This window comes from Brotocaccenecus cirricatena (genome assembly GCF_020687045.1).
Classification (GTDB): domain Bacteria; phylum Bacillota; class Clostridia; order Oscillospirales; family Oscillospiraceae; genus Vescimonas; species Vescimonas cirricatena.
In genome coordinates, this window is sequence record NZ_JAJEPW010000032.1 from 17,011 (window position 1) to 34,196 (window position 17,186).

The 17,186-nt window shown below is 63.7% G+C and carries 19 protein-coding genes; 10 read left to right on the forward strand and 9 right to left on the reverse strand.

The window, feature by feature from the left end; genetic code table 11:
- Positions 1-12: 12 nt before the first annotated feature.
- A complete protein-coding gene (gene yedE / locus LKD37_RS10815; protein WP_302929221.1) occupies positions 13-1,098 on the reverse strand; it encodes a YedE family putative selenium transporter in 1,086 nt (361 codons plus the stop codon).
- A 115-nt stretch (positions 1,099-1,213) separates the two neighbouring features.
- Between yedE and LKD37_RS10820 the strand changes: the two genes are divergently transcribed.
- Complete coding sequence (locus tag LKD37_RS10820) at positions 1,214-2,377, forward strand: aminotransferase class V-fold PLP-dependent enzyme (protein ID WP_302929222.1); 1,164 nt, start codon at positions 1,214-1,216, stop codon at positions 2,375-2,377.
- 82 nt (positions 2,378-2,459) lie between these two features.
- On the opposite strand, the gene LKD37_RS10825 is transcribed toward LKD37_RS10820, so the two are convergent.
- Both LKD37_RS10825 and LKD37_RS10830 read right to left on the reverse strand, forming a co-directional pair.
- Complete coding sequence (locus LKD37_RS10825; RefSeq protein ID WP_302929223.1) at positions 2,460-3,092, reverse strand: Pr6Pr family membrane protein; 633 nt, start codon at positions 3,090-3,092, stop codon at positions 2,460-2,462.
- A gap of 15 nt (positions 3,093-3,107) precedes the next feature.
- Positions 3,108-3,572, reverse strand: a complete 465-nt coding sequence (locus LKD37_RS10830) for a metallophosphoesterase (protein WP_302929224.1) — start codon at positions 3,570-3,572, stop codon at positions 3,108-3,110.
- A 366-nt stretch (positions 3,573-3,938) separates the two neighbouring features.
- Here LKD37_RS10830 and LKD37_RS10835 point away from each other — a divergent pair, with 366 nt between their 5' ends.
- The 3 genes from LKD37_RS10835 to LKD37_RS10845 all read left to right on the forward strand — a co-directional run bounded on the left by LKD37_RS10835 (position 3,939) and on the right by LKD37_RS10845 (position 5,729).
- On the forward strand, positions 3,939-4,679 hold the full coding sequence (locus LKD37_RS10835; protein WP_302929225.1) for a hypothetical protein: 741 nt from the start codon (positions 3,939-3,941) through the stop codon (positions 4,677-4,679).
- A 17-nt stretch (positions 4,680-4,696) separates the two neighbouring features.
- On the forward strand, positions 4,697-5,467 hold the full coding sequence (locus tag LKD37_RS10840; RefSeq protein ID WP_302929226.1) for a hypothetical protein: 771 nt from the start codon (positions 4,697-4,699) through the stop codon (positions 5,465-5,467).
- 91 nt (positions 5,468-5,558) lie between these two features.
- Entirely contained in the window at positions 5,559-5,729 is a 171-nt protein-coding gene (locus LKD37_RS10845; protein ID WP_302929227.1) for a hypothetical protein, read from the forward strand.
- An 88-nt stretch (positions 5,730-5,817) separates the two neighbouring features.
- On the opposite strand, the gene LKD37_RS10850 is transcribed toward LKD37_RS10845, so the two are convergent.
- Genes LKD37_RS10850 through LKD37_RS10870 form a run of 5 tightly spaced genes read right to left on the reverse strand, consistent with a single transcriptional unit; the run spans position 5,818 to position 10,548 of the window.
- On the reverse strand, positions 5,818-6,531 hold the full coding sequence (locus tag LKD37_RS10850; RefSeq protein WP_302929228.1) for a flavodoxin: 714 nt from the start codon (positions 6,529-6,531) through the stop codon (positions 5,818-5,820).
- A 26-nt stretch (positions 6,532-6,557) separates the two neighbouring features.
- On the reverse strand, positions 6,558-7,778 hold the full coding sequence (locus tag LKD37_RS10855; protein ID WP_302929229.1) for a 5-bromo-4-chloroindolyl phosphate hydrolysis family protein: 1,221 nt from the start codon (positions 7,776-7,778) through the stop codon (positions 6,558-6,560).
- Entirely contained in the window at positions 7,778-7,990 is a 213-nt protein-coding gene (locus tag LKD37_RS10860) for a DUF896 domain-containing protein (RefSeq protein ID WP_302929230.1), read from the reverse strand. The genes LKD37_RS10855 and LKD37_RS10860 overlap by 1 nt, the downstream gene beginning before the upstream one ends.
- 19 nt (positions 7,991-8,009) lie before the next feature.
- Positions 8,010-8,795 carry a YlmH family RNA-binding protein gene (locus tag LKD37_RS10865; RefSeq protein WP_302929231.1) on the reverse strand — a complete coding sequence of 262 codons (786 nt, stop codon included), beginning with the start codon at positions 8,793-8,795 and terminating at the stop codon, positions 8,010-8,012.
- Positions 8,788-10,548 carry an ABC transporter ATP-binding protein gene (locus LKD37_RS10870; RefSeq protein ID WP_302929232.1) on the reverse strand — a complete coding sequence of 587 codons (1,761 nt, stop codon included), beginning with the start codon at positions 10,546-10,548 and terminating at the stop codon, positions 8,788-8,790. The genes LKD37_RS10865 and LKD37_RS10870 overlap by 8 nt, the downstream gene beginning before the upstream one ends.
- Positions 10,549-10,736: 188 nt before the next feature.
- On the opposite strand from LKD37_RS10870, the gene LKD37_RS10875 reads away from it, so the two are divergent.
- Together LKD37_RS10875 and LKD37_RS10880 are read left to right on the forward strand one after the other, a co-directional pair.
- Positions 10,737-11,267 (forward strand): RNA polymerase sigma factor, encoded by a 531-nt coding sequence (locus LKD37_RS10875; RefSeq protein WP_302929233.1) that lies wholly within the window; start codon positions 10,737-10,739, stop codon positions 11,265-11,267.
- Positions 11,264-12,778 (forward strand): hypothetical protein, encoded by a 1,515-nt coding sequence (locus tag LKD37_RS10880; RefSeq protein ID WP_302929234.1) that lies wholly within the window; start codon positions 11,264-11,266, stop codon positions 12,776-12,778. The genes LKD37_RS10875 and LKD37_RS10880 overlap by 4 nt, the downstream gene beginning before the upstream one ends.
- Positions 12,779-12,827: 49 nt before the next feature.
- Here LKD37_RS10880 and fdxA read toward each other — a convergent pair whose 3' ends face one another.
- Positions 12,828-13,001, reverse strand: coding sequence for a 4Fe-4S ferredoxin (fdxA, locus tag LKD37_RS10885; protein ID WP_022178240.1), 174 nt, complete (start codon positions 12,999-13,001; stop codon positions 12,828-12,830).
- Between the two features lie 189 nt (positions 13,002-13,190).
- Here fdxA and LKD37_RS10890 point away from each other — a divergent pair, with 189 nt between their 5' ends.
- The 4 genes from LKD37_RS10890 to LKD37_RS10905 all read left to right on the forward strand — a co-directional run bounded on the left by LKD37_RS10890 (position 13,191) and on the right by LKD37_RS10905 (position 17,105).
- Positions 13,191-13,913 carry a tRNA1(Val) (adenine(37)-N6)-methyltransferase gene (locus LKD37_RS10890; RefSeq protein ID WP_302929235.1) on the forward strand — a complete coding sequence of 241 codons (723 nt, stop codon included), beginning with the start codon at positions 13,191-13,193 and terminating at the stop codon, positions 13,911-13,913.
- A 6-nt stretch (positions 13,914-13,919) separates the two neighbouring features.
- Positions 13,920-14,753, forward strand: coding sequence for a 16S rRNA (cytidine(1402)-2'-O)-methyltransferase (gene rsmI, locus LKD37_RS10895; RefSeq protein ID WP_302929236.1), 834 nt, complete (start codon positions 13,920-13,922; stop codon positions 14,751-14,753).
- Positions 14,754-14,883: 130 nt separating this feature from the next.
- Positions 14,884-15,492, forward strand: a complete 609-nt coding sequence (locus tag LKD37_RS10900; RefSeq protein WP_302929237.1) for a TetR/AcrR family transcriptional regulator — start codon at positions 14,884-14,886, stop codon at positions 15,490-15,492.
- 275 nt (positions 15,493-15,767) lie between these two features.
- Positions 15,768-17,105 (forward strand): uracil-xanthine permease family protein, encoded by a 1,338-nt coding sequence (locus LKD37_RS10905; protein WP_022177659.1) that lies wholly within the window; start codon positions 15,768-15,770, stop codon positions 17,103-17,105.
- Positions 17,106-17,186 lie beyond the last annotated feature (81 nt).

Consider the following 17,186-nt stretch of genomic DNA (forward strand, 5'->3'; position numbering starts at 1 on the left):
GTTGTCTCCTCCTTATGCTTTCTTCCGGAAGGTGTTCAGGCAGCCGATGGCGGCTGCCGCGGCCAGACCGATGACCACGGCGATCTTGCCGTTGGCGGTGGGGCCCTCCGCGCTGGAGGCCAGGCCGAAGTTATGGGCAAAGGCAGCGCCCACGATCAGGCCCAGCACCGTCACGGCGCTGTCGGAGCTGCCCTCGCCGGAGAGCACCAGCTGGCGCAGGGGGCAGCCGCCCAGCAGCACGCAGCCAAAGCCCACCAGCACCATGCCCAGGCAGTTCCACAGGCCGTCGGTATGGGCGATGGGCTGGCCCTCAAAGGCCAGGTGGAAATAGGCGCCGTCGGTGGCGCCGGTGAGGATCAGGTTGCACACCAGGGCGCTGATCAGGATGGCGCCGAAGCCCATCAGCAGCTTGGGCTCCCGGAACAGCACCACGTCACGGATGCCGCCCACCATGCACAGGCGGGTCCGCTGGGCCAGAGCGCCCACGATCAGGCCCGCCGCCAGGCTGATGAGCACGGCAGCGTGCTTGGCACCGGGGCCGCCGCCGGCCTCGGTGAAGTAGATGAAGGCGGGAGCCGCCACCAGCAGGATAAACACCACCACCTGGATGGCCGGGAACAGGAAGCCCTCCAGCCTGGCCATGGAATAGGAGCGCTTCAGGGAATAGCCCTTCTTCAGGAAGAACACGCCCGCCAGAATGCCCAGCACGAAGCCAAGCCCGCCCAGCAGAGCGTTCAGGTCGCCGCCGGCCAGGCGCAGGATCATGCGGAAGGGGCAGCCCAGGAACATCAGGCAGCCGATCATCACGAAAAAGCCCAGCACGAAGCGGGTCAGGGGCGCGCTGCCGCCCTTGGCGGAGAACTCACCCTTGAACAGGGCGATGCCGAAGCTGCCCAGCACCAGGCCGATGATCTCCGGCCGGATATACTGCACGGCGGCGGCCCGGTGCAGGCCCAGACCGCCTGCGGTATCCCGCAGGAAGCAGGCGATGCAGAAGCCCATATTGGCAGGGTTGCCGAAAAAGACCAGCAGCGACGCAATGACGCCGATGATCAGGCCCGCAATGACAATATGCAGGCGCTCACGTTTGATGTTCATTTGGAAAAATACCTCTCTCTTGAAAAATTCCAACAGACATTGTATCATATAATAATAGTTTATGTCTACCATTATTTTTTTGAAAATACAACGTATCGTTTCGGGAGGGACCCATATGGAGCCGATTTATCTGGACAACGCCAGCACCAGCTTCCCCAAGCCGCCCCAGGTGGCCCAGGCCATGTTCGACTATGTCACCGGCTGCGGCTGCAACATCGGCCGGGGCGGCTATGAGGGGGCGTATCAGGCGGAGGAGACGGTGCTGCGCACCCGCCAGCAGCTGTGCCGCCTGTTCCACGGGCCGGACAGCCGATGCGTGGCGTTCACCAAGAACATCACCGAAAGCCTGAACGTCCTGCTGAAGGGCCTGCTGCGGCCCGGGGACCATGTGCTGGTGTCCGCCATGGAGCACAACGCCGTCATGCGTCCCCTGACCCAATTGACCCGCCGGGGCGTCACCTTCGACCGGATCCCCTGCCGCCCGGACGGCACGCTGATGACGGAGCGCCTTCCCGGCCTGCTGCGGGAGAACACCCGGGCGGTGGTGATGCTCCACGCCAGCAACGTCTGCGGCACCCTGCTTCCGGCGGCGGAGGTGGGGGCCTTCTGCCGGGAAAACGGCCTGCTGTTCCTGCTGGACACCGCCCAGACCGCCGGGGCCTTCCCCATCGACATGGAGGCCATGGGGGCGGACGCCCTGGCCTTCACCGGCCACAAGGGGCTGATGGGTCCCCAGGGCACCGGGGGCTTCCTGCTGCGGCCGGAGCTGGCCGCGCAGCTGGAGCCGCTGCTGTCCGGCGGCACCGGCAGCGCCAGCCACTCCGAGGAGGTGCCGTCCTTCCTGCCGGACCGGTTCGAGGCCGGGACCCTGAACCTGCCGGGGATCATGGGCCTTCACGCGGCCCTGACCTGGCTGGAGGAAACCGGCATCGACGCCATCCGGGCCCATGAGCAGGCCCTGACGGACCGGTTCCTCCGGGGGGCGGCGTCCATCCCCAATCTGCGGCTGGTGGGTCTGGCCGGGGCGGAAAACCGGGCCGCCGTGGTGCCGGTGGTGCCGGAGAACACGGACCCGGCCTTTGTGGCCGACGCCCTGGGCCGGGAGTTCGGCATCCAGGTGCGGGTGGGGCTCCACTGCGCCCCCAACGCCCACAGGACCCTGGGCACCTTCCCCACCGGGGCCATCCGCTTCTCCTTCGGGCCTTACAACACCCCCGGTCAGGTGGACCGGGCCCTGGAGGCCCTGGACGCCCTGTGCCGCCGGACCGTGTGGCTGTGACCCCTATAAAACAGGACCTCCTGCCGCAGCAGGAGGTCCTGTCAGCTTGTCAAAAACGCGCCCCGGGGGCGCATTTTTTGCTTTATCCCATCCACCGCCCCAGGGCCACGAACAGGCAGCCCAGCAGGAAGAACCCCACCAGCACCGCCGCGACGCTGAGGCAGAATTTTTTCACCCCCAGCTTCTCCGGGTCCATGAAGGGGTAGGGGTACAGCAGCTTCGTGTGGCCGATGGGCCGCCCCGTCCTGGCCCGCAGCATGGCATACACGAAGTACGCCAGGGGCAGCACCAGCCACCGGGCGGCGGAGGCCGCGGTCAGCCCCGCCTTGTTCCCCCACAGAAGCCACTGTCCCACCACCAGCCACGGCGTCCCATAGTGGACGCACAGGTTCCCGAAGCTGCCGCCGAAGTCGGCGAATTTCTTCCCCCGGCGCCTGGCGTCCGGCACCAGCACAAAGTGATAGATCAGGTGCGTCACATAGATGCACAGCGTCATGGCCAGGGCCACGCCGCTGCCGGTCAGCAGCCGCCGCACCGCCCCCTCCGGCACCGCCGCCAGGGCCAGCTCATACACCAGCACCAGCAGATTGCTGAGATTGGTGTAAAAGCAGAACATCCCCGGCCGGATGTGTCCCGTCTCCAGCAGGGTGGAGTGCAGCAGCAGACCCGCCGCCCCCAGCAGGAAAATGCCCGCCGCCGAAAGCCGCAGTCCCATGTCCGCCGCCTCCTCTCACAGGCGGAAGGCGGCGCAGTCCACCTTCCCGTCCTCTAAGGTGATGACCCCATAGGTCCGCCGGACGCTGGGGCCGATGCACCCGGGATTCATCACCCAGAAATCGCCGCTGCGGTCCACCACCGGCTGGTGGGTGTGGCCGAACAGCAGGATGTCCGCCCCGCACTCCCGGGCGGCGTACATGGCCGCCATGGGGCCGGACTTCACGCGCCGGGTGTGGCCGTGCATCATCAGGATCCGCACCCCGCCCAGCTCCGTCAGCCGCTCCGGCTGGTCCAGGCCGCCATAGTCGCAGTTGCCGGGCACCCCCAGCAGCGGGATATCCGGATACCGCTCCTCCAGCCGCTGGGCGTCCCGCACGCAGTCCCCCAGATGCAGGATCACCTGGGGCTGCACCCGCTCCACGCACTGCTCCATAGGCTCCACGCACCCATGGGAATCGGATAAAACCAGTATACGCATCGCACATACCCTTTCCACGCTTTTTCTGCTATTTTACCACACTTCCCTGGGGATTTCCAGTCTCCGCCGTCTTTGCGGAAAACCGTTTTTCCGTTTCCGCAATTCAGAGAAAACGTTGACTTTCCCTCGCGAATATGTTATATATAATTTAACGGTATAATTGTAAAATAGTATGTTTTATGGAAAGGGCGCGTTTTATGCGTATCGAATCATTCAATTTTGCAGGTAATTCCGCCCATGGAGCCCGTGTAGTTTGGGCAAGGTGTACCCAAACGCTTTCCCCGGGTGCATAGACGGCTGCGCCGTATTCCGTCTGTGCGCCTGCCGCAGCCCATACGGTCAAAATCAGATCAGGAGGTAACGAGCATGAAAAAATTTCTATCCGCGCTTTTAGCGGCGGTCCTGCTGCTGTCTGCAACCGCCTGCGCGGCCCACGAGCCCGTTCTGCCCCCCAGCCGGTGGGGGGAGGGAGAGGCCCAAGGAATGCTTCCCCGCACCTACTCCCTGTCGGAGGCCTATGACGCCGCAGAGGTGGTTGCCCTTGTTACGGTGGGGGATTGGCTGGAGGAGGAGCTGATCACCGGGCGAACCTTTTTCCGGACAACGGTCCAAAAAGTGTACAAGGGGGATATCCCCCATGAGTTTGTCCTGGCCCAGGAGGGCTGCTCCACCTGGACCTACCGAAATTATCCCGTATTCACCTATGGCAATCAGCTGCTGCTGTTCCTGATCAAATACGACGTGTCCATGTACCGGGATACCTACGACCTGGTGGAGTATCCGGACGCCTATGAGCTGATAAGCACGTATTCCACGGTGATGTATGTGACTCAGGACGACAGCGGCATGTCTTACGTTCTGGACGCCCTGGGCGTGATGACCGAATGGAGCCAGATCAATCAGCCCACCGATTGCCCGGCCGTTGCGCACCCGGGGCAGGAGCAGCTCCTTCAGATCAGGGACAATCTGACAAAGCAGGACCCGGTTCTGGCTGCCATTGCGCCCTCCCAGGCCGACCCGGACCGGCCGGTTGCGTCCTCCGGCGACCTCTATCGTCTGACCGACCTGGAGGACTATTTCGCGCGCCTGTCCGCCGATTATACATAAAGAGAGGAAGGTTCACCGTGAACAGATCATTTTTGCGGCCAGGGATTTCTTTTGTTCTGGCACTTGTATTGATAACCTTATTTTGTCCGTTTGCACATGCTCATCCTGGGGCTGTCAGAGGTGGCGAAGATGTTGGTTGGAATGTCGATGCAAACTGTCACACGAATGGTACTGCACTGACATACTCCTTTGATAGTTATAATCAGTATCTGACACCCGCATGTAAAAGCGCGGTCAACAATGGCGCGAAGATGTGGAGTGGAACCGTCACCATAACAAATAAAACCGACGGAACCGGCGCTGGAAGGATTTGCACATATCCAGGTACACAAGGCTCCGCTATAGCACGTTTTGATAATCCAAGAACCGTTTCTGGTCATTTGGTATCATGGGAAATTCAGATAAACACAGTCCGCGTATCATCCATAAATGACATAATTATGGCACATGAGTTTGGTCATGCCATCGGATTAATTGATCTTCACGAAACCAAAAATAGAGGAAAACTCATGTACGGTGATTACAATAACTGGACGTCAACAGGATTAACAGATTCCGACAAATGGGGTGCAAGGGTGATTACGGGTGACCATTCAACCCATTCCTTTGGATACTCGTTTTATCAGACAGATGCCAATTCTGCCAATTGGCATAAATGTTACTGCACGGCTTGTGGGGGTATAAAAAGCACTGGGAAATGCACCTATGGTACGAATAACCGGTGTAAACTGTGTGGGGTACCAAAGGGCCAGCAAACATCTGGAATAAAAATCAATCCCGCCGAATAAATGAACGCCCCGCCCGCTGTAGCCACAGCGGGCGGGGGGGGGGACTATCGAAATGATCTTTTCACGAATCGCACGAAAGGAGGTAACGAGCATGAAAAAATTTCTATCCGCGCTTTTAGCGGCGGTCCTGCTGCTGTCTGCAACCGCCTGCGCGGCCCACGAGCCCGTTCTGTCGAACGCCGTGGTCCAGGCCAATCAGAACCAGGAAGCCGTGATCTACCGGCAGTCCGACCTGGAGGAGCTTTTCAAAAGCCTGTCCTGACATTGCAGCAGCCCGCCCGCCGGGGTTCCGGCAGGCGGTTTTTTTATAGGTTAAAGGAGCCCGGCACGCGCCGGACTCCTCTTGTTTATTAACCCAGCGCCCAGGCCTTCACATCACTGCCGTCGGGGTCGGCGATGCGCAGGCCCGCCGTTACGTCCACCCCGGGCGCAGCCGCCCGGATATCCGCCACCGACGTCTCGATGCCGCTGCTGCCGCTGGTGCAGAAGGGCCGGATGGTTTTCCCGGTCAGGTCATAGCTGTCCAGGAAGGTGTTGATGATCCGGGGCGCGGTGCCCCACCAGATGGGATAGCCCAGATAGATGGTGCCATACTGGGACAGGTCCAGGGGCTGGCCCGCAATCCGGGGCCGGGCGGCGGGGTCCTTCTGCTCCTGGCTGGCCCGGCAGGCATCGTTGTTATAGCTCAGGTCCTGGCTGGTGTAGGGCTGCTCCGGGGTCAGCTCATACAGGTCCGCCCCGGTCATGTCCCGGATGCGCTCCGCCGCCGTCCGGGTGTTGCCGGTGCAGGAGAAATAGATCACCGCCACCCGGGTGCCGGCCCAGCCGCTGCCGGTACTGCCGGTGGTATTTCCGCCGTTTCCGGCATTTCCGGTACTGCCTGCACCGCCGGGCACACCGGTACTGCCGCCGGGATTTTCCGCCGGGCCGCTTCCCGGGTCCGTGGCCCCGGGGGTCACCGTGGAACTATCTCCGCCGGGGGCCACCTCCGTCTGCTTCTTTCCGCAGGCAAACAGGGCGCAAGTCATGCACAGGGCCAAAATCAGGGCAAAAACGCGCTTCATGGGGCTTTTCCTCCTTATTTCCGTCTTTATTCTTCCTCCTGCTGCACCGCCGTGCTGCCGCCCAGGCCGAAATCGTCGGCCACGGTGGCGCTGTCCCGGCGGAGCATGGTCTCCATGACCCGGATGTCGCTGTCGATGTCCATGGCGTCGGCCCGGTACAGCTCATCCAGCTGCCGCTCGAACCCCGCCACGATGCTGTCCATGGTGCTCTGAATTTTGGCCTTGGCCTGGTTCAGATTCTCGCCGCTGACGCCTGCCTCCTCAAACTCGGCATAGGAGTCCAGCAGCTTCTGGGTGGTGGGCAGATAGTAATTCAGGAAGGTGCTGGCCTTGGCCTTTTTGGCGGGCTCCTTCTCGATGATGCGGAAGATTTTCCCCGCCACCTCCTCCAGCCGGTCAATTTTCTGGCTGAGAACGGGGTCGGCGATGCGGTCGTTGGCCCGGCGGATGTCCCGCAGGACGCCGGAATAGCCCTGCTCCGCCTGGGGTGGCTCCTGGACCTCCTGCTCCTGCTTCTTTTTTCCGAAGAAGGCGTCCGCCGCCTCCGGGGACCGGAACAGCATATCGCTTCCCAGGTCCAGATAGGCATTTTCGCCCCACAGGCCCTTTTCGATCATGATCTCCAGGTCGTTTTCCACCTTCCGGGAGGACACGTCCGCCGCCACCGCCAGCTTTTTCAGGGACACCGCCTCCTGCCCGTGGGCACAGGCCAGATACTTGCCGAAGCGGCGGGCCCGGCGGGTCATGACGCCTCCGGCCAGCAGCAGGCCCAGGCCTCCGGCGGCCAGGCCCATGGTGGGAAACAGGCTGGCAAGCAGGGCCCAGCTCAGGCCGCCAGTCGCAGCGCCGATGCCCTCCACCAGGGACACCAGCCCCGCAAACAGCAGCACCAGGCCCACGATCTTCATGTTCCGGGCGGCTTTTGCGGAATACTGGGGGGTTTTGGTGACCTTCCGCCCGGCGGCGGAAGCCGTCCCGGGACGGGCCTGGGACGGGTTAGGATTTGCCCGGGACACGGCCGGGTCACTGCGGGACACAGTCGACCGGGTGCTTCGAGCGGCATTTTTCCGCCGGGAGTCGTTCCCCAGCACCTTCGACAGCAGCACCGCCAGCCCCGCCGGCCATGCCACGATGAACAGAAAGATGATCAGGATCCAGGACCCCAGATCGTTGTCCTCTTTCCGGGGCGGTCTGGGGGAAGGCGACTGCCGGAACTCCCGGTCCCGGTCGTCATAGGAATAGGCCATCACTGCTCTCCTTTCGGGCGGAGCTTGCGCTTGTTGCCGTGCTCATCCACCACATAGGTATTGTCCAGCTCCCGGGCCAGGTTGCCCACCACCGAGTCGATATACTCCCGGCGCAGGCGCAGCTGCTCCTCCCGTTCCTCCTGGGTCAGGCCCTCCGGCGTTTTCGCCTTGGCGGCCAGCTGGTTGATGCGGGCGATTTTCTTTTCGTCCATGATGTGATCTCTCCCTCTTTTATAGATAACGCTTCAGGGTGACGAACACCCTGCCCTTTTTGGTCTGATGGCCGACCTCCTCCAGGACGCATTTCCCCAGCCCCCGCAGGGTCAGGGTGTCGCCCTGGGCCACCGGGCGGTCCGGCTTCTGGCAGTCGGTCCAGTTCACCTGGACCCGGCCGGAGGTCACCGCCTCGGCGGCCTTTCCCCGGCTCAGGGAAAAGCCAACGGCCAGCACGCTGTCCAGCCGCAGGGAGGACACCGTGTCGCGGATCTCCTTGGTTTTCTCCTGGGGCGGCGTCAACTGGGCCAGGGGCAGCGGGGCCGTATGGAGCCGCACCCGTCCGGCGTCCGTCCAGTCCGACAGCAGCAGCTCCGCCGCCGGGGCCGTGGCCAGTACGTCGGCCCAGCGGGGAAACACCAGGATATCCCCCAGGGTCTCCCGGGTCAGGCCCAGGGCCATGAGACTGCCCAGAATGTCCCGGTGGGTCAGGGCGTCCTCCTCGTAAAACGAGGCCCGGACCACCCGGACGGCGTCCTCCTCCGGGGCCTCCTGCCACTCCGGCAGGAACCACAGCTGCCGCCGCTGGGCGCCGTCGTACCCGCCCCAGAAGGCGTAGCCCTCCGTCACGGACAGGGCGTTCAGCAGCCGCCGGGCCGCCGCCTGCTCCGCCGGGGACAGAAAGCCCGTCCCCTCCGGCAGATTCCTCCGGCGGCACTGTTCATATTTATCCCAGACCCGGCCCAGCAGCAATCGCTCATCGCCGTTTGCGGCCAGCCGGTCCAGCATTTCCCGTTTATCCATGGTATTCCCCCAGATTCTGGGTGTGATAGAGTCCGGCATAGGCCCCGTTTGCCGCCAGCAGCTGCTGATGGGTGCCCTGCTCGGCGATGCGGCCGTCCCGGATCACCAGGATGCGGTGGGCGGCCCGGATGGTGGAGAGCCGGTGGGCGATGATGAGGGTGGTGCGGCCCCGGCTCAGCTCGTCGAAGGCGTGCTGAATTTTCGCCTCGGTGATGCTGTCCAGAGCCGAGGTGGCCTCGTCCAGGATCAGGATGGGCGGGTCCTTCAGGAAGATCCGGGCAATGGCCACCCGCTGCTTCTGTCCGCCGGAGAGCAGGGTGCCCCGCTCGCCCACATAGGTGTCGAACCCGTTGGGCATGGCGGCGATGTCGTCATACAGCTCCGCCCGGCGGGCGGCCTCCTCCACCTCTTGGTCGGTGGCCTCGGGTTTTCCGTAGCGGATGTTCTCCCGGATGGTGTCGGCAAACAGGAACACGTCCTGCTGGACGATGCCGATGGCCCGGCGCAGGGAGTGCTGGGTCAGGCGGCGCACGTCGGTCCCGTCCACGGATACCACGCCGCTGTCGGGGTCGTAAAACCGGGGGACCAGCTGGCACAGGGTGCTCTTGCCGCCGCCGGAGGGGCCGACGATGGCCACCGTCTCCCCGGGCTGCACCGTCAGGTCCACCCCGTGGAGCACCTCGGGGCTGCCGTCGTCATAGGAGAAGTGCACGTTCTCCAGGGCCACCCGGCCCTGCACCTGCGTCAGCTCCACGGCGTCGGGGGCGTCCTGAATGGTGGGCTCCGTGGCCATCAGCTCAATAAACCGGTGCAGGCCCGCAAAGCCGTTGGAGAACATCTCGGCGAAGTTGGCCAGCTTCCGGACGGGGCTGATGAAGGTGGTGATATACAGGCTGAAGGTAATCAGGTCGATGTAGTTCAGCCGATCCTTCATGATCAGCCAGCCGCCTGCGGCAATCACCGCCACGGACAGCAGGCTGATGAACAGCTCCATGCTGGCGTTGAAAAAGCCCATTTCCTTGTGGAAATTGCGCTTGGAGGTTTTGAACACCTCGTTGGCCCCGTCGAACCGCCGCTGCTGCTGGGCCTCGTTGGCGAAGGCCTTGGTGGTGCGGACGCCGGAGAGGCCGGACTCGATCTCGGCATTGATGGCGCCGGTTTTCTGCTTGGCGGCCCGGGAGGCCTGGGACATCTGGCGGCGGCGGTACACCACCACCAGCAGGAACACGGGGATGATGCAGCACACCACCAGGGCCAGCCGCCACTGGATGGAGAACATCACCGCCAGGGCGCCGATGATGGTGACCAGGGAGATGAACAGGTCCTCCGGCCCGTGGTGGGCCAGCTCCGTCAGCTCAAACAGGTCCGTGGTCAGGCGGCTCATCAGCTGGCCGGTGCGGTTTTTATCGTAAAAGTCAAAGCCCAGGTCCTGCATATGGGCAAACAGGTCCCGGCGGATATCCGCCTCCACCAGGATGCCGAAGGTGTGGCCCCAGTAGCCCACGATGAAGTAAAGCCCCGCCCGGAGGACAAAGGCCGCCACCACCAGGGCCATGACCGTGAAGAAAATGGAAAACTGCTTATCCGGCAGCCAGTGGTACATGGCGGTGCGGGAGATCAGGGGAAAAGCCAGGTCGATGACGGCGATCAGGAAGGCGCAGCTGATATCCAGCAGGAACAGGCCCCGGTGGGGGCGGAAATAGGACAGGAAAATGCGCAGCGGTCTGCGGGTCTGGTAATCTTTGGTGGTCATGGTCTCTCTCTTTCCGGAAAAATGGGCGCAATTGCCCAGTGTGTTGTTATGAATAGTATAACACACCGCCCCCCCTGGCGCAAGGCGGTGTTTTGTGTTAATATGTGTTCAAAAGTGAGAAAAATTGCCGTGGGTTTTGGCCCTGCGGTGTGTACTATAGAGTAGAGAGAAACAGGGAGGCGACGGACATGGACGACAAGCAGCTGATGGCGCAGATCGCCGCCGGGGACCAGGCGGCCCTGCAGACCCTGCTGCGGCGGCACGGACCGCTGCTGCAATATATCCTGAGACCCATTCTGACAGACCCCCGGGAGCGGGAGGAGTGCCTGGCGGATATCTCCCTGCGCCTGTGGCAGCGGGCCGGGGACTATGCGCCGGAGCGGGGGCAGTTCGTGCCGTGGCTGACGGTGCTGGCCCGGAACATGGCCCTGAACCGGGCCAGGCGGCTGCGGAGGGAGGAGCCCCTGGACGAGACCATGCCCCACGGGGACGGCAGCGCCGAGGAGGCCCTGCTGCAAAAGGACCGGCGGGAGCAGATCCGGATGGCCATCCAATCCCTGAGCCGGGAGGAGGAGCAGCTGTTCTTCCGGAAGTATTACTACTGCCAATCCACCGCCCAGATCGCCGCAGAGCTGGGCATCACGGAGCGGGCCGCCGAGGGGCGGCTGTACCGCCTGCGGCAGAGACTGCGGAATCTGTTGGGAGGTGACCTGCTGTGACGGACGACATCCGCTTTGACCGGGATATGCAGACCCTGCTGGAGCAGCTGCCGGAGGAGCAGCTGCCGGCGGCCCGGGTGACCCCCTGGCGGCAGGCCATGCGCTGCGTTCTGTGGGGCATCGGACTGACCAGCATCACCCTGAACTTCTGGAATCTGCAGCATCTTCTGCCCATGGTGGGCAGCATCCTGCTGGTGCTGGGGTTCCGGACCCTGCGGCATGAGAACGGCTGCCTGCGCAGCTGCTGGCGGCTGTCCATCACCCTGGCGGCGCTGCGGGGGGGCTATGCCGTCGTTATGGGCACCGTCCTGTCCCGGCTGGTCCCCTGGCTGGAGGCGGCCATAGCCTGGACCTTGAGCGTCCTGTTCTGGCTGGTGTGCCTGGGCCTGTGGTGGGGCATGAGGGAGATCGGCCGCAAGGCCGGGCAGGAAAAGCCCTCCGCCAAGGCGGCGGGGGCCCTGGTGCTGTGGTACGGGGCGCTGATCCTCACCGGCCTGCTGGGCCAGACCCTGCAGGGACTGGCGGTGTGGCTGCTGCTGGCGCTGTATATCATCATTCTGCGGCAGCTGACCCGGCTGACCCGTGCCCTGGACAACTGCGGCTATGCGATGGAGGCCGCGCCGGTGCGGCTGGACGGCCGGTGGCTGGCGGGGGGATATCTGGTGCTGGTGCTGGCGGCGGTGCTGCTGGGCCAGGCCCTGGGCCAAAGGCTTCCCATGGACTATAGGCCGCGGCAGGAGCCGTCTCAGACGGCCCAGGCCGTCCGGGACCGGCTGGAGGGGCTGAACCTGCCCCGGGAGCTGCTGGACGACCTGTCGGACGAGGACGTGCTGTCCCTGTCCGGGGTGACCCAGACGGTGTGGATGCAGGAGCCGGTGAAAAAGCCCCTCAGCGGCCGGACCATCCAGTTCTGGCGGGCGGCCCTGCTGACGCCCGGCGACGACGGCCCGGACTGCTGGGCCATCCTGACCTATTTCCAATACGAGGACGGGGAGGACTGGCCCGGGGACACCGACGGACTGTGGCTGGTGCCCCACTACCCTTATGATGCCTATGTGGAGGAAGCCCTCAGCGGGTATATCCTGTATGACGGGCCGGAGGGCGCGATGGCCGCGCCCATGCAGAGCCTGGTCCGGCAGGAACAGGCCCAGTATACCGACTGGCTGTGGCCGGATATTCCGTCCAGCGCCAGCTTGTACCTTTTTGCTGAGTGGTCCCTGCCCCGGAAAGGGGAAAACATCCGGGGCTATCTGCTGTACTGGCGGGAGACCGTGCCGCCGATGGAGAAGAATCCGGTGCAGATGATGGATCAGCCGTATCTGCACCGGCAGATGAAATGGCGGTATCCCTATGCCACGGCCCTGGACCAGCGGAGCATTCCGTATGCCACCCAGAACTTTGAGCCGGGACTATTCAGCGTGTATCAGCAGGCGGACGGCACCGTCAGCGCGTACCTTGAATCCGCTGAGCTGGGCTCCATCTCCAAGCGCGGCACTCCCCCGGCGGGGTAAAAAAATCCCCGGTGCTTCGGCACCGGGGATTTTTTTCAGACTGATGTAATTAGTCAGCAGGATTGATAGCGCCGTTGGGGCAGGTATCACTGCAGGTACCGCAGTCCAGGCAGGCGTTAGCATCGATCACATAACGATCGTCACCCTGGGAAATAGCACCCACGGGACAGACGTCAGCGCAAGCGCCGCAGCTGACACAAGCAGAGCCGATCTGATAAGCCATAGTAGCACCTCCATTTAGATTATGAGCATATTGTATCATGAAAATCCAAAATTGCAACCCCCTGCCGGTGGGAAATATCCGGAAACTTTCATTTTTCGTGGCGGTTTACAGTCCCGGGGCCGGAGATGGCCTTGCGTCCTGTGAAAAAGTATATTATACTGAAAGAAAATTCCGCAGGAGGGCGACGCCATGGAGCACCGGGACCGGCTCTGGCCGGGAGGGTACACATTTCTATACGACGACGGGCTGTTCCGCCCCTCCACGGACACGTTCCTGCTGGGGGCCTTCCCCCGGCTGCGGCGGGGCATGACCGTGTGCGAGCTGGGGGCCGGAACGGGGCTTCTGAGCCTGCTGCTGCTGGCCCGGGAGCCGGAGCTGACGGTCACCGGGGTGGAGCTTCAGCCGCAGGCCTGCGCCCTGTTCCGGCGGACGGCGGAGGAAAACGGCCTTCAGGGCCGGCTGCGGTGCCTGGAGGGGGACCTGCGGGACCCGGGGCTGCTGCCGCCGGGACGGTTCCGGCTGGCGGTGTCCAACCCACCGTATTTCCCGCCGGAGGCCGGAGCCGTGGCCCCGGACGCCGCCCGCCGCACCGCCCGGGCGGAGACGGACTGCACCCTGGCCCAGCTGTGCGCCGCAGCGGCCCGGGCCCTGACCTGGGGCGGCAGCTTCTGCCTGGTGCACCGGCCGGACCGGCTGGCGGACGTGCTGGAGGAGCTGCGGCGGGTGCGGCTGGAGCCCAAGCGCCTGCGCTTTGTGCACCACACGGCGGCGGCCCGGCCGTCGCTGTTTTTGCTGGAGACCCGGCTGGGTGGACGGCCGGGGCTGACGACGGAGCCGCCTCTGCTACTGCGGGGGCCGGACGGCGGCGAGACGGAGGACGTCCGCCGCGCTTATTTTCGAGACAAGGAGTAAGATACCATGGCTGGAACCTTATACCTGGTGGCAACGCCCATCGGCAACCTGGGGGACCTGTCTCCCCGGGCGGTGGAGACTTTGGCCCAGGCCGATTTTATCGCCGCCGAGGACACCCGGGTGTCCCTGCGGCTGCTGAACCATTTTGACATCCGGAAGCCCCTGGTCAGTTATCACGAGCACAACCGGGCCGCCGCCGGCCCCGCCATTGCGGAGCGCCTGCTGGGCGGGGAGAGCTGCGCCCTGGTGACGGACGCCGGCACCCCGGCCATCAGCGACCCCGGAGAGGACCTGGTGCGCCTGTGCGGCCAGCAGGGCATCACCGTGCAGGCCATCCCCGGCTGCTGCGCCGCCGTGTGCGCCCTGGCGGTGTCGGGCCTGCCCACCGGGCGCTTCTGCTTCGAGGGATTTTTGTCCGCCAACAAAAAGGAGCGCCGCACCCGGCTGGAGGAGCTGTCCCATGAGGAGCGGACCATGGTGTTCCACGAGGCTCCCCACAAGCTGCGGCCCACTCTGGCGGATATGCTGGAGGTGCTGGGGGACCGGCCCGTGGCCCTGTGCCGGGAGCTGACCAAGCTCCACGAGGAGACGGTGCGCACTACCCTGGCCCAGGCGGTGGAGCTGTATCAGGAGAAGGATCCAAGAGGGGAGTACGTCCTGGTGGTGGCCGGAGCCGAAAAAGCCGCCGCCCCGGCGGTGACTCTGGAGCAGGGGGTGCGGCAGGTGCTGCGCCTGCGGCAGGAGGGGGTCCGGATGAAGGACGCCGTCCGCCGGGTGGCGGAGGACACCGGTCTGCCCCGCAACGACCTGTATAACGCCGCCCTGGCGGAGATGGAATAGTCCGCCAAGCAAAGGCAAAGCTCCTTTTCCCGGGGCCGCCGCGCTTACCGCCCGGTGGCCCCGGGGGCTTGACTTTGCCTGTTCAAAGCGATAATATAGATGTATCACAGGATTTGCAAGAGGAACGACTATGTCCGAGAGAATGACCGCAAGAAAACGCCAGGCCCTGGAGATGCGCAGCCGCATCCAGAGCGCCGCCCTGGACCTGTTTGACCGGGAGGGTTTTGAAAACGTCTCCGTGGAGGAGATCGCCCAGACCGCCGGATGCTCCGTGGGCAACATCTATCACTATTTCAAAAGCAAGGACGAGCTGGCCATTCAGGTGACCAGCCATGTGGACGATGCATACAGCGAGCTGGAGGAGGCATATCTGGCGGACACCGCCCGGCCCGCCCGGGAGAAGCTGCTGGACTTTGTGGGCCGGTCCCTGGAGATCAGCGTGTCGGACCCGGTGCTGTATAAGGCGTTTATCCACGGGCTGCGGTATCCGGAGCAGCGGGTGCTGCAGAAAAACGCCGGGCGGGTATACTTCCGGGTGCTGCTGGAGCTGGTGACGCTGTGCCAGCAGGAGGGCAGCATCCACCCCTCCCACGACCCGGATCAGGTGGTGGAGGAGCTGGTGGTGCTGCACCGGGGAGCCCTGTTCGAGTGGCGCATCTATCAGGGCGGGTTCGACCTGCCGCAGCTGGGCCGCCGCATGGCCGGGCGGCTGCTGCGGGGCCTTTATTATGCAGAATAGACAAGCAAGGCGGCGCTTATGCGCCGTTTTCTTGGGAAAAGAATGCATTGCAATTTGCCCTCCGGTCCCGTATAATAGGCAAGAAAATTCTGAGGGGAGTGATCGAGATGAAGTTCAACGTTCTGCGCAGCAAAATCTCCGCTCCCGCTGTTTTTATTTCCGTTTTTCCCTTCTGACCGGTATTTTTACCGGTCATTTTTTTTGGCCATTATCCACCCTTCCGTCAGCAATAAACATCACATAGATCAGCGCAAAAGAAAGAGAGGAACTGTCACATGAAGAAAAACCTTGGACAAGACGCCATCTACGACGCCCGGGAGCTGGGTGTTCCCCGGATGCTGGTGCTGGGCCTGCAGCACCTGTTCGCCATGTTCGGCGCCACCGTGCTGGTGCCCATCCTGGTCACCAAGTACGGTCTGCCCCTGTCCATCCAGACCACCCTGCTGTTTGCCGGTCTCGGCACCCTGCTGTTCCACCTGTGCACCAAGCTGAAGGTTCCCGCCTTCCTGGGCTCCTCCTTCGCCTTCCTGGGCGGCTTTGAGGCGGTGGCCAGCCTGGATGTGGGCAAGTTCGCCGGCATGAGCGGCGAGGAAAAGCTGCCCTACGCCCTGGGCGGCATTGTGGTGGCCGGCGCCCTGTATCTGATCCTGGCCCTGCTGTTCAAGCTGGTGGGTCCCCAGAAGGTCATGCGCTTCTTCCCCCCCATCGTCACCGGACCCATCATCATCCTCATCGGCCTGAACCTGTCCGGCTCCGCCATCGCCAACGCCTCCACCTGCTGGTGGCTGGCTCTGGTGGCCATCGCCATCATCGTGGTGGCCAACATCTGGGGCAAGGGCATGGTCAAGATCATCCCCATCCTGCTGGGTGTGGTAGGCAGCTACATCGTGGCCCTGATCGCCGGAAAGGTGGACTTCACCGAGGTCGGCGGCGCCAACTTCGTGGGCCTGCAGCACTTCGTCCTGGCAAAGTTTGACCTGACCGCCATCCTGGTGATGGCCCCCATCGCCATCGCCGCCATGATGGAGCACATCGGCGACATGTCCGCCATCTCCTCCACCACCGGCAAGAACTTCATCGCTGACCCCGGCCTGCACCGCACCCTGCTGGGCGACGGCCTGGCCACCATGGTGGCCGGTATGTTCGGCGGCCCCGCCAACACCACCTACGGCGAGAACACCGGCGTGCTGGCCCTGTCCCGGGTCTATGACCCCCGGGTCATCCGCCTGGCCGCCCTGTACGCCATCATCCTGTCCTTCTCCCCCAAGTTCGACGCCCTGGTGAACTCCATCCCCACCGCCATCGTGGGCGGCGTCAGCTTCATCCTGTACGGTATGATCTCCGCGGTGGGCGTGCGGAACGTGGTGGAAAACAAGGTGGACCTGACCAAGTCCCGGAACCTCATCATCGCGGCGGTGATCTTCGTCAGCGGCCTGGGCTTCAGCTCCACCGGCGGCATCACCTTCACCGTGGGCGGCGCCGACGTCACCCTGACCGGCCTGGCCATCGCCGCCCTGGCGGGCGTGATCCTCAACGCCATCCTGCCCGGCAACGACTATAAGTTCGGTGTGGACCCCCAGGGCGACAAGTCCGCTGACCTGGGCTCCTATTAAGAGAAACAGAAGAAACTGATATAACACAGAGTGCCCCGGCGAAATATCACTGCCAATGCGATGGCCAGGGCTGCGGCGCAC

Bases quoted from the DNA above. Each gene is read 5' to 3' on its own strand.
- yedE (WP_302929221.1), bottom strand. From the start codon at position 1,098: ATGAACATCAAACGTGAGCGCCTGCATATTGTCATTGCGGGCCTGATC.
- LKD37_RS10820 (WP_302929222.1), top strand. From the start codon at position 1,214: ATGGAGCCGATTTATCTGGACAACGCCAGCACCAGCTTCCCCAAGCCG.
- LKD37_RS10825 (WP_302929223.1), bottom strand. From the start codon at position 3,092: ATGGGACTGCGGCTTTCGGCGGCGGGCATTTTCCTGCTGGGGGCGGCG.
- LKD37_RS10830 (WP_302929224.1), bottom strand. From the start codon at position 3,572: ATGCGTATACTGGTTTTATCCGATTCCCATGGGTGCGTGGAGCCTATG.
- LKD37_RS10835 (WP_302929225.1), top strand. From the start codon at position 3,939: ATGAAAAAATTTCTATCCGCGCTTTTAGCGGCGGTCCTGCTGCTGTCT.
- LKD37_RS10845 (WP_302929227.1), top strand. From the start codon at position 5,559: ATGAAAAAATTTCTATCCGCGCTTTTAGCGGCGGTCCTGCTGCTGTCT.
- LKD37_RS10850 (WP_302929228.1), bottom strand. From the start codon at position 6,531: ATGAAGCGCGTTTTTGCCCTGATTTTGGCCCTGTGCATGACTTGCGCC.
- LKD37_RS10855 (WP_302929229.1), bottom strand. From the start codon at position 7,778: ATGGCCTATTCCTATGACGACCGGGACCGGGAGTTCCGGCAGTCGCCT.
- LKD37_RS10860 (WP_302929230.1), bottom strand. From the start codon at position 7,990: ATGGACGAAAAGAAAATCGCCCGCATCAACCAGCTGGCCGCCAAGGCG.
- LKD37_RS10865 (WP_302929231.1), bottom strand. From the start codon at position 8,795: ATGGATAAACGGGAAATGCTGGACCGGCTGGCCGCAAACGGCGATGAG.
- LKD37_RS10870 (WP_302929232.1), bottom strand. From the start codon at position 10,548: ATGACCACCAAAGATTACCAGACCCGCAGACCGCTGCGCATTTTCCTG.
- LKD37_RS10875 (WP_302929233.1), top strand. From the start codon at position 10,737: ATGGACGACAAGCAGCTGATGGCGCAGATCGCCGCCGGGGACCAGGCG.
- fdxA (WP_022178240.1), bottom strand. From the start codon at position 13,001: ATGGCTTATCAGATCGGCTCTGCTTGTGTCAGCTGCGGCGCTTGCGCT.
- LKD37_RS10890 (WP_302929235.1), top strand. From the start codon at position 13,191: ATGGAGCACCGGGACCGGCTCTGGCCGGGAGGGTACACATTTCTATAC.
- rsmI (WP_302929236.1), top strand. From the start codon at position 13,920: ATGGCTGGAACCTTATACCTGGTGGCAACGCCCATCGGCAACCTGGGG.
- LKD37_RS10900 (WP_302929237.1), top strand. From the start codon at position 14,884: ATGTCCGAGAGAATGACCGCAAGAAAACGCCAGGCCCTGGAGATGCGC.
- LKD37_RS10905 (WP_022177659.1), top strand. From the start codon at position 15,768: ATGAAGAAAAACCTTGGACAAGACGCCATCTACGACGCCCGGGAGCTG.